This is a genomic window from Bacillus sp. EE-W1 (assembly GCF_009760835.1).
GTDB classification, from domain to species: domain Bacteria; phylum Bacillota; class Bacilli; order Bacillales; family Bacillaceae_G; genus Bacillus_A; species Bacillus_A wiedmannii.
This window is the reverse complement of sequence record NZ_WIPE01000105.1, coordinates 1-10,010: the sequence shown is the minus strand read 5'-3', so window position 1 is coordinate 10,010 and position 10,010 is coordinate 1. Positions and strand designations below refer to the sequence as shown.

The window sequence follows — 10,010 nt, the reverse complement described above, 5'->3', positions numbered from 1 at the left end:
GCGAAGCCACCGAACATTCTAGCCGCTGGAACTAGATTAAAAAAAGTGGAAGCGGCTCGCTCAAAATGAGACGCCGCCAATACAAAGAATGGAAGCAACAAAGGTTTATAAAAAATAAAATTGAGAGCCAGCTTCTTTCAAAAAGAAAGAAGCGGCTTATGAAAATATGAAGGAGGAAATTTTCATGGAAAAAACAGTAGGAAATGCGGTTAAAGGCGGTAGCTTTTTAGTTGATGAGATTACGATTGATCAAGTGTTTACGCCAGAGGATTTTTCATCTGAGCATAAAATGATTGCAAAAACGACAGAGGACTTTATCGTAAATGAAGTTCTTCCAGAGCTTGAATATTTAGAGCAACACGAGTTTGATCGTTCTGTTCGTCTTTTAAAAGAAGCTGGTGAACTTGGTTTATTAGGCGCTGACGTACCAGAAGAGTACGGCGGAATTGGCCTTGATAAAGTAAGCTCAGCGTTAATCGCAGAGAAATTCTCTCGCGCTGGTGGTTTTGCAATTACTCACGGTGCTCACGTAGGTATCGGATCATTACCAATCGTGTTATTCGGTAATGAAGAGCAAAAGAAAAAGTATTTACCATTACTTGCAACTGGTGAAAAATTAGCGGCATACGCATTAACAGAGCCAGGTTCAGGGTCTGATGCATTAGGTGCGAAAACAACTGCACGTTTAAATGCAGAAGGTACACATTACGTATTAAATGGTGAAAAGCAATGGATTACAAACTCTGCATTCGCTGACGTATTTATCGTATACGCAAAAATTGATGGAGAGCACTTCTCAGCATTTATCGTAGAGAAAGAATATGCTGGCGTATCTACAAGCCCAGAAGAAAAGAAAATGGGTATTAAATGTTCTTCAACTCGTACGTTAATTTTAGAAGATGCATTAGTACCGAAAGAAAACTTACTTGGTGAAATCGGTAAAGGTCATATTATCGCGTTCAACATTTTAAATATCGGCCGTTATAAATTAGGTGTTGGTACAGTTGGATCTGCGAAACGTGCAGTAGAAATTTCAGCACAATATGCAAACCAACGTCAACAGTTCAAACAACCAATCGCTCGCTTCCCATTAATTCAAGAGAAACTTGCGAATATGGCAGCGAAAACATATGCAGCTGAAAGCTCTGTATACCGTACAGTAGGTTTATTCGAAAGCCGCATGAGCACATTATCTGAAGAGGAAGTAAAGGACGGTAAAGCAGTAGCAGCTTCTATCGCTGAATATGCAATCGAGTGTTCTTTAAATAAAGTATTCGGTTCTGAAGTACTAGATTATACAGTTGATGAAGGTGTTCAAATTCACGGTGGTTACGGATTTATGGCAGAGTATGAGATTGAAAGAATGTACCGCGATTCTCGTATTAACCGTATTTTCGAAGGAACGAACGAAATTAACCGCCTAATCGTACCAGGTACGTTCTTACGTAAAGCGATGAAAGGTGAATTACCACTTCTTCAAAAAGCACAAAAATTACAAGAAGAGTTAATGATGATGATGCCAGAAGAAGTAGGCGATGAGCCATTAGCACTTCAAAAATATTTAGTAACTAACGCGAAGAAAATCGGCTTAATGGTAGCTGGATTAGCTGCTCAAAAATACGGTAAAGCATTAGATAAAGAGCAAGAAATTCTTGTGAATATCGCTGACATCGTAAGCAACCTTTACGCAATGGAGTCAGCTGTTCTTCGTACAGAGAAAGCAATTAAAACAACTGGTCTTGAAAAGAATAAACAAAAAGTGTTATACACTGAAGTATTCTGTCAAGAAGCATTCAACGAAATCGAAGCAGATGCGAAAGAAACACTTATCGCAGTTGAAAACGGCGACATGCTGCGCATGATGTTATCATCATTACGTAAATTAACTCGCCACACACCACTTAACGTAATTCCGAAGAAACGTGAAATCGCTGCGAAAATTTTAGAAGATGAGCGTTACACAGTTTAATAGCTGTAAAGAAAAGTAGTCGTATAAACGGCTACTTTTCTTTTTTTTTTGCAAAAATGAAAATTTTAGTGACAAAAAACTAATACCATTAGTATAATGAAACTAATGGTATTAGTTTTCGTGAAAAGGGAGCTGGAAATATGAGAGTGATACATGAAAAAACGGTATATCAATTGTCATTTTTGCCAAGAGTGTTTCCTGTGAATTGTTACTTTGTCGAGGAAGAAGATGGTTTAACTTTAATTGATGCGGCTTTGCCATATAGCGCAAAAGGAATTTTACAGGCGGCTGAGAAAATAGGGAAACCAATTACTAAGATTGTATTAACACATGCGCATGATGATCACATCGGTGCATTAGACGCATTAAAGGAAGTGATTCCTAATGTTCCAGTCTATATTTCTAAGCGGGACGCAAAGCTTTTAGAAGGAGATACGACGTTACAAAAGGATGAACCGAATATACCGATAAAAGGCGGTGTACCTAAAAAGGTAAAAACGGTACCTGATGTTTTATTGGAAGATGGCGACCGAGTTGGATCGCTTCTTGCGATTATGACGCCGGGACATACGCCAGGCTCTATGTCGCTTCTTGATGTACGAAATAAAGCTCTGATTGTCGGGGATGCCTTCCAAACAAGAGGAGGTATGGCTGTTTCGGGACAAATGAAATTTTGGTTTCCGTTTCCTGCAATGGCAACGTGGAGCAAAGAAATATCATTACAAAGTGCAGAGAAGCTAAGCGAATATGAGCCTTCCTTACTTGCGGCAGGACATGGGAAAATGATAAAGAATCCAGGTACTGTCATAAAACATGCTATTAAGGAAGCTAAGCGGAATATAGAAAGTAGAAAAGAGGGTTAATTTATGTCACCAAGAATCGGACTTACATTACAGAAAATTGTAGAAACAGCAGCAGAAATTGCAGATACAAATGGAATACAAGAAGTAACGTTAGCTTCATTAGCGCAAACATTAGGGGTACGTTCCCCCTCGCTATACAATCATGTGAAAGGTTTACAAGATGTACGGAAAAATCTTGGCATTTACGGAATCAAACAGCTGTATAACAGACTGGAAGAAGCGGCCGAGGGTAAACGGATGGATGAAGCAATTCATGCTTTGGGAGAAGCGTATGTAGCATTCGTACGCAAACATCCTGGAATGTATGAAGCAACTTTTTTACGAGATGAAGAAGTAAGAAAAGCAGGTGACGGAATTGTAAAGCTTTGTCTTCATGTTTTACAACAATACGGCTTAGAAGGAGAGAATGCACTTCATGCGACGCGTGGATTCAGAAGTATTTGTCACGGGTTTGCGTCGATTGAACAGCAAGGGGGATTTGGTCTACCGTTAGATTTGGATATAAGTTTACATGTATTATTGGAAACGTTTATTAAAGGATTACATGTAATAAAAGATTGAATAAGAAGAGAGACAGTCAGCAACCTTAGGAGAAATTCTAAGGTTTTTTAGTGTATATGATTTCAAAAGAACAGAATACTAAAGGAGAATGTATGAAGAAAGGTAGGAGTATTCTATGCAAAATTTAACAGAGCTTGAAGTAGAAAACTTACGCCATTTAATTGGTGGACATGCAACAATTATTAATAAGTTAGACCAGTACGCACAGGCTTGTACAGATCCACAACTGAAACAAATGCTACAAAAGGATGCACAAGATGCACGAAATACGAAACAGCAATTGATGACTTTTCTAGGATAGGAGGAAGCGACAGATGAATGAAAAAGATATGGTAAATGATTATTTAGCAGGATTGAATGCAAGTTTAACAAGTTATGCAAATTATATTTCTCAGTCTGATAATAAACAGTTACATCAAACGTTAATCCAAATTCGTAATCAGGATGAGATGCGTCAACGTAATATGTATGAGTACGCAAAGCAAAAGAGTTATTATAAGCCAGCTGCACCTGCTAACCCAATGGTTGTACAGCAATTAAAAGGTCAATTAAGTGCGGAATAATGGGATGAAGAAACGAGCGAATGAAGTCGCTCGTTTTTTTGTTTTGGGCATGTCAATAAATATATAATAAATATTTTTTCAGTTGTAACAAATATGACGAAAATGGAATATAACAATTCACAAAAAGGACAAAAGTTTGCTCAATATTTCACAAAGTATCCATGGTTTATATCGTGGGAATCTCTATAATTAGGAGTGTAAAGAACAAAAGAAATAGATTATATGATCAATTAGGAGAGATTGCTATGAAAAGAAATACAAGAAAAATTGCAATTATCGGTACTGGATTAGTTGGATCAAGTTGTGCATATTCCATTGTAAATCAAGGCATTTGCGAAGAACTATTATTAATTGATATAAATCATGAACGTGCAGTTGGGGAAGCAATGGATTTATCACACTGCATTAACTTTACAAATACAAGAACAAAAGTATATGCAGGAAGCTATGAAGACTGCAAAGATATGGACATCGTTATTATTACAGCAGGACCAGCACCAAAACCTGGACAAAGTCGCTTAGATACTTTAGGAGCGAGTGCGAAGATTATGGAAAGCATTGTTGGCGGCGTAATGGAAAGTGGATTTGATGGTATTTTCTTACTTGCATCGAACCCAGTTGATATTATTACATATCAAGTGTGGAAATTATCTGGATTACCTAGAAATCGTGTGATCGGTACTGGTACATCACTAGATTCTTCTCGCTTAAGAACAATTTTATCTGAAATGTTGCATGTAGATCCTCGTAGTATTCATGGGTATTCTCTAGGAGAACATGGTGATTCTCAAATGGTTGCTTGGTCTCACGTAACTGTTGGCGGAAAGCCGATTCTACAAATTTTAGAAGAGAAAAAAGACCGATTTGGTGAAATAGATTTAGATGAAATTGTTGAGAAGACTGCAAAAGCTGGATGGGAAATTTATAAACGAAAAGGTACTACTTATTACGGAATCGGAAATTCTCTAGCATATATTGCGAGCTCAATCTTTAACGATGATTACCGTGTCATTGCTGTATCAGCTATTTTAGATGGGGAGTACGGTGAGTATGATATTTGTACAGGAGTGCCAGCTATTATTACTAGAGATGGTATAAAAGAAATTGTAGAACTAAACTTAACAGAGGATGAAGAATCTCGATTCGCAAAATCAAACGATATTTTACGTGATTATATGAAAACAATTGGTTACTAACTTATAGGAGAAGGTGAAACAAATGAAGGAATATATAATGTCTCGTGTATTTAAAGCATCTGCTGGAATCGCACAAGGTATTTTCGTATCCCTTGGAATTGGTTTACTAATCGAAAATATAGGAAGAATTGTTGATATTCCATTGCTTATTACAATCGGAGTTGTTGCAAAATCGCTTATGGCACCAGCCATTGGTGCCGGAATTGCCTTTATGCTCGGTGCAAATGGTCTTGTAATCTTCTCGGCTATGGTAGCTGGAGCGATTGGTGCTGGATCCATTTCAATTACTGAAGCAGGTCTAATTATTAAAACAGGTGAGCCAATCGGTGCATTATTAACAGCAACTTTAGCTGTATATATTGGTAAACGTTTAAGTGGAAAAACTGCGTTAGATATGATGCTCGTTCCATTTGCGGCAATATTAGGTTCTGGTTTAGTTGGTATTTGGTTGTCTCATAATATTACTCCTGTGTTAAATACAATTGGAGCATTCATTAAAGATAGCTCAGCTGGTAGCCCGTTCATCGCTTCTATTGTTATTGCAGTCGTTTGGGGACTATTACTTATCTCTCCAGCTTCATCAGCTGCGTTAGCGATCGCACTTAGCTTAGACGGTGTTGCAGGTGGTGCTGCTCTTGCAGGCTGCGTTGCTCAGTTTATCGGATTCTCTGTAATCTCAGCGAAAGAAAATAATTTAGGCGGCATATTAGCTCAAGCGCTTTGTACTCCGAAAGTACAGTTGCCAAATATCACTAAAAATCCAATGATTCTCGTCCCAACTGTCGTCGCCAGTGCTATAGTTGGTCCAGTATCCGCATTAATTTTCCAACTAGAAGCAGGAAAAGAAATTGCAGGTCTTGGATTAAGTTCTCTTATCGCACCAATTAATTTAATTTCTAGCGAAGGATGGGAAGTTGTCCCAGCGATGGTAATCACTTATATCATCATTCCAGTAGCTGTTTCTTATATACTTTACATTGCTCTTAAAAAAGCAGGTCGTATTCACTCTGGTGATATGACTGTACCGCAATCTTAAATTGAAAATCTCCTTTTATATAGAGAAAAGCAGACTGGAAGCCACAGTCTGCTTTTTACATTTTGTGATTTTGTTTTACTGGAACACGTACAGTTTCTTTTGCTAATAAAAGCTGAACGCCGAAGTAAAGTATGCTTGCAAGCGTCATTCCAGAAATGGCGTCTACAAATGCGTGTTGCTTCGTAAATAGCGTTGATAAAATAATAAGCGTACCGAAGAAGGTAAGAATATAATATTCAAAAGCATGTTGTTCTCTACGTTTAAAGGCAGCTAGCATAATCACAAAGGTAGTAAGAACGTGAATGCTAGGGAAACAGTTTACCGGTTGGTCGATACTATAAATATAGCGGACTAGTTCGGAAAATACGTCGGATCCAACGACTGTTGGACGTGGTACAGTTGTCTGCCAAAAATAATAAATAGAAAAACAAGCAAGTTTTCCAAGAATTATACTACTTAAAGTGACATAATATTGTTTTCGATTCGCAAAGCAATAATAAATAAGTGCGCCGTATAAGTAAGGAAACCAAAGTAAATAAGGAATAATAAATGCTTTCACAAATGGAATCCAATCATCTACTACAGTTGTGACATCTACTGCGTGTACAGTAGATTTATTTAATACATCGTAAAGGGGACTTACGAGTACGAGTAGAAGTATATAACTTAACGGAAGAAAAGATGAAAGTTTAAATTTCTTCATGATAATCTCCTATGTTTAGTAATGTAAATAAATTCAATTGATTATAATATAGAAACGTCATTTGAGCTATCGATTTTACTTACATTTTCTTGAATTCACCTTACGTTTTTGTCACTTGACTTAAAAGAAGGGGAGGGTGCTAAATGAAGCGTTTATCGTATTTCTTATTTTTTATATTGATATGCCTAGTCAGTGCGGGGTGTGCAAAGGATAAAGAAGGAGAGAAATTAGAATATAACGGAAGAGCACTCGTAATTGGAGTTATTGGAGAAAAGCCGAAAGATACGTTTAGGAATATAAAGTTTGAGGAAATGAAGTTAGAGGAACTGGAAAAGAAATCTAAGGAAGTGGATGGTTTTTTAATAATGAAAGATCACTTTCAAGAAGCCTCAACAGAGCAGTATAAAAATGTATTTTCATCGCTAAAGAAACCAGTATTTTTTATCGGTTTGCAAGATAAATCATATTCAACGTTTATTACAAAGGGGATAGAGTATAACAGTGCACGAAAAGATGTAAATGCTATGTATACGCAAGGCTTTGCAAATATCGGAAGTGGTGAAGGACAACAATGGGCAGTCGGTTTGTCCAATGGTGGAAATACTGAAGAAAGTATTCATAATATGTATATCGTCGTATTTCAAACAATTGCAGATTATTTGAATAGATGATGAAGGAGCCTGTAAACGAGGCTTCTTATTTTTTTATGTAGAAGCATATAACAATGTGATTGAGAAGCTCACGAAAGCTTTACAATGTATGCCAGATGCATTCGCTGCTGTAATGATACCGATTTATAATTTTATATCAGCTATTGCAGATTTAATTATAAAGTTTTAATGAAGCGCATCCAGTATTAGCTCGTTTTATCAAGGGGTAATAATGTTAGTTCCACATCTCCCTTTGCGATTGGTATTGGTTTGTGGGCATGCAAGCAGTTTTAGCTTCAGTATGGCCAATAATCGTTCCTGTTGAGACTGGACTTGCGGTTATGAGTGGCTACGGTATGGTTAGTGATGTCTGCTTGAGCAGGAATTGCAGTAGGATATTCATAGGCATATAAACATGTTTATTTATATAATCGTTTACTCTTTCTATATCTCACTACATCATAACGACTATGCCATAGTTATGTAATGGGTTTCTGTTAAAAATTAGTATTAAATATCTTAATTGAAGTGCACTGCATTTCTACCCATTCATTTGCTATATCTTGCTCGATTCCTTCTACATCAATTAGTATTATACTATCGTAGATATTTAGTGTTGCTAAGCTATCCTCACTGTTATAATCTAGCTTAGCAATTACTTTAAAGCCTTTACTATTCTGAATTATTGCATTTGCATTTTTATCTGAAAGGGTTATATTTGTATTCCATATAAATTCATTATCTATATGTATTTCTACATTATAGTTTTCGTGTTTTTCTGGCTTATCGCCATCCCACTCAGCGATAAATTGATTGCTATCTACTTGAACTAAAACTTTATATCCATCTAATAATTTGTCTGATATATCCACTATTTTAATATTCATTGCTTATTACTCCTTTTTATTTTTTATATGATACTCTAACAAGGGGATTGTCAACATTCATCATGTTATTTACTGGGTCATAGGTCCATTTTTCTTTATGAAAGAAAAAATGTAAATAAGAGGATATTTATTGTGAGGATAAGGGGGAATGATGTTGAAAACTATTAAAAACACACTATTATTTGTTCTATGTTTGGTGGTTCTTAGTGGTTGTTTTACAAGAGAGGGAACGATTGTTGGTGGTAAAGTTTATGGAGGTTCAAATAGTATAGATGGGAAGTATAAAAAATTCACTGGTTTTGCAACTCAAGATATGAATGTAAAAAAAGGTGAAAGTTGGGCATTCTCTTTTGATGATAAAACTAAGCAAGGAACCATAAAGGCTTATGTTTTAGATTCAAATGATAATACAATACTGGAAGTTACTAGTGGAAACAGTAAAAATAATATTAAAGTGTCTAAAGATGATACATATAAAGTTAAAATTATAACAGAAGAACATGGTGGAGAATTTGAAATATCATGGAAAAAAGAAAAGTAGTTAAGTTAATAAGTAGAGGACTAGTATTATGTTCTTAGGATTTGAATGGCTTCCAAAGAGATGGGGGAAAAGAAAAGTTTCAGCAAGCAAAATTTGCTGATGAAGGAAAAGGGAGTTTGATTATTACTTATGCTATAGATTTATATGTAATATCTATTCCTTTAAAAGTAAAGAAATATAATTCACTTTAATTTGTATTGAATATAGAAGTGATTATGCTATGAAAGTCATGTGTATACATGGCTTTTTCTTTGCAGTAATTTCTTACCTGTTGGTTCTATCGCATCCGCTGTAGCGTTATGCGGCGGGCTATTCATTATGGTAGGTAGCCAGGAACAGGGATTTCCCCTTATTTCAAGGGCTGGGATTGTCTATATAGTGGTTCAAATGATTTCGTTATTTATGCGATTACTTGTTGGGATTGCTAAAGCTATTTCTCCTACACTAGTAGGGCCTTTTTATTAACAGTAATTCCTCAATATGCAAGAAATATGCAAGTATGCATATTGTATTTATTTGGATATTTTCGTATGTTAAAATTAAATATAAGGATTTTTGTATGTAACGAACTGAAATCAGAAATACCCAATTAATTTTGAGAGGTGTTACATGTTTACAAATAAGAAATTAATTCGAATGGGTCTAACATTACTTGTATGTTTATTTGTAATTGAGTTTACAATCGGTTATTTTCAAGCATATCTTGAATCAACGGCAGGTATTAAATGGTTAATATCAGACACTTGGAAAACTATTTTGTTAGATGCCCCTGAAAGTATATTGGTTATTTTAGGCGCAATTGCTTTATATGATTTCACAAAAGAAACATCGCAAAAAGACGCATCCATTTAAATGCGTCTTTTTTATTTGCAGTAATTTCTTCAACATCATGGCATACTCTCACTATTACGGTCAAAATCGTTAGTTCCTTTTATCTGTACATCTTTGTCATGTAAAGTGTTTCCAGGTTTTGTGACTATAGGATGAAATGGTTAAATAAATGTTGGTTTGAGATGTATGTTCGGTAGGAAGAAACCGATG

At 35.9% G+C, this 10,010-nt stretch carries 13 protein-coding genes and 1 pseudogene; 12 read left to right on the top strand and 2 right to left on the bottom strand.

Features of this window, described 5'->3' with window-relative positions:
• The first annotated feature begins 184 nt into the window (after nucleotides 1–184).
• From GFJ36_RS25710 to GFJ36_RS25680, 7 genes are all read left to right on the top strand, one after another.
• Entirely contained in the window at nucleotides 185–1,969 is a 1,785-nt protein-coding gene (locus tag GFJ36_RS25710) for an acyl-CoA dehydrogenase family protein (RefSeq protein ID WP_000416287.1), read from the top strand.
• Between the two features lie 140 nt (nucleotides 1,970–2,109).
• Nucleotides 2,110–2,832 carry an MBL fold metallo-hydrolase gene (locus tag GFJ36_RS25705; RefSeq protein ID WP_097891380.1) on the top strand — a complete coding sequence of 241 codons (723 nt, stop codon included), beginning with the start codon at nucleotides 2,110–2,112 and terminating at the stop codon, nucleotides 2,830–2,832.
• Between the two features lie 3 nt (nucleotides 2,833–2,835).
• On the top strand, nucleotides 2,836–3,393 hold the full coding sequence (locus GFJ36_RS25700) for a TetR/AcrR family transcriptional regulator (RefSeq protein WP_097891382.1): 558 nt from the start codon (nucleotides 2,836–2,838) through the stop codon (nucleotides 3,391–3,393).
• 115 nt (nucleotides 3,394–3,508) lie between these two features.
• Entirely contained in the window at nucleotides 3,509–3,694 is a 186-nt protein-coding gene (locus tag GFJ36_RS25695; RefSeq protein ID WP_001180550.1) for a hypothetical protein, read from the top strand.
• A 13-nt stretch (nucleotides 3,695–3,707) separates the two neighbouring features.
• The gene (locus tag GFJ36_RS25690; RefSeq protein ID WP_097891384.1) at nucleotides 3,708–3,956 is read left to right on the top strand and encodes a spore coat protein; all 249 of its coding nucleotides are present in this window, start codon (nucleotides 3,708–3,710) and stop codon (nucleotides 3,954–3,956) included.
• Between the two features lie 245 nt (nucleotides 3,957–4,201).
• Nucleotides 4,202–5,152 carry an L-lactate dehydrogenase gene (locus tag GFJ36_RS25685; protein ID WP_088608556.1) on the top strand — a complete coding sequence of 317 codons (951 nt, stop codon included), beginning with the start codon at nucleotides 4,202–4,204 and terminating at the stop codon, nucleotides 5,150–5,152.
• A gap of 22 nt (nucleotides 5,153–5,174) precedes the next feature.
• On the top strand, nucleotides 5,175–6,188 hold the full coding sequence (locus GFJ36_RS25680; RefSeq protein WP_000666174.1) for a PTS sugar transporter subunit IIC: 1,014 nt from the start codon (nucleotides 5,175–5,177) through the stop codon (nucleotides 6,186–6,188).
• Between the two features lie 55 nt (nucleotides 6,189–6,243).
• On the opposite strand, the gene GFJ36_RS25675 is transcribed toward GFJ36_RS25680, so the two are convergent.
• The gene (locus GFJ36_RS25675; RefSeq protein WP_048542336.1) at nucleotides 6,244–6,891 is read right to left on the bottom strand and encodes a phosphatase PAP2 family protein; all 648 of its coding nucleotides are present in this window, start codon (nucleotides 6,889–6,891) and stop codon (nucleotides 6,244–6,246) included.
• Between the two features lie 143 nt (nucleotides 6,892–7,034).
• Here GFJ36_RS25675 and GFJ36_RS25670 point away from each other — a divergent pair, with 143 nt between their 5' ends.
• On the top strand, nucleotides 7,035–7,562 hold the full coding sequence (locus GFJ36_RS25670; protein WP_088064739.1) for a hypothetical protein: 528 nt from the start codon (nucleotides 7,035–7,037) through the stop codon (nucleotides 7,560–7,562).
• A gap of 55 nt (nucleotides 7,563–7,617) precedes the next feature.
• Nucleotides 7,618–7,731, top strand: coding sequence for a tail length tape measure protein (locus GFJ36_RS25665; protein ID WP_088064738.1), 114 nt, complete (start codon nucleotides 7,618–7,620; stop codon nucleotides 7,729–7,731).
• Between the two features lie 307 nt (nucleotides 7,732–8,038).
• Here GFJ36_RS25665 and GFJ36_RS25660 read toward each other — a convergent pair whose 3' ends face one another.
• Entirely contained in the window at nucleotides 8,039–8,428 is a 390-nt protein-coding gene (locus GFJ36_RS25660; RefSeq protein ID WP_097891386.1) for a hypothetical protein, read from the bottom strand.
• 151 nt (nucleotides 8,429–8,579) lie between these two features.
• Between GFJ36_RS25660 and GFJ36_RS25655 the strand changes: the two genes are divergently transcribed.
• The 3 genes and pseudogenes from GFJ36_RS25655 (at nucleotide 8,580) to GFJ36_RS25645 (ending at nucleotide 9,821) form a co-directional block, all read left to right on the top strand.
• A complete protein-coding gene (locus GFJ36_RS25655; protein WP_137012389.1) occupies nucleotides 8,580–8,969 on the top strand; it encodes a hypothetical protein in 390 nt (129 codons plus the stop codon).
• A gap of 279 nt (nucleotides 8,970–9,248) precedes the next feature.
• Nucleotides 9,249–9,434, top strand: a pseudogene (locus tag GFJ36_RS25650) (hypothetical protein); the annotation flags it as partial.
• Between the two features lie 144 nt (nucleotides 9,435–9,578).
• Entirely contained in the window at nucleotides 9,579–9,821 is a 243-nt protein-coding gene (locus tag GFJ36_RS25645) for a DUF3937 family protein (protein WP_141542775.1), read from the top strand.
• Nucleotides 9,822–10,010 lie beyond the last annotated feature (189 nt).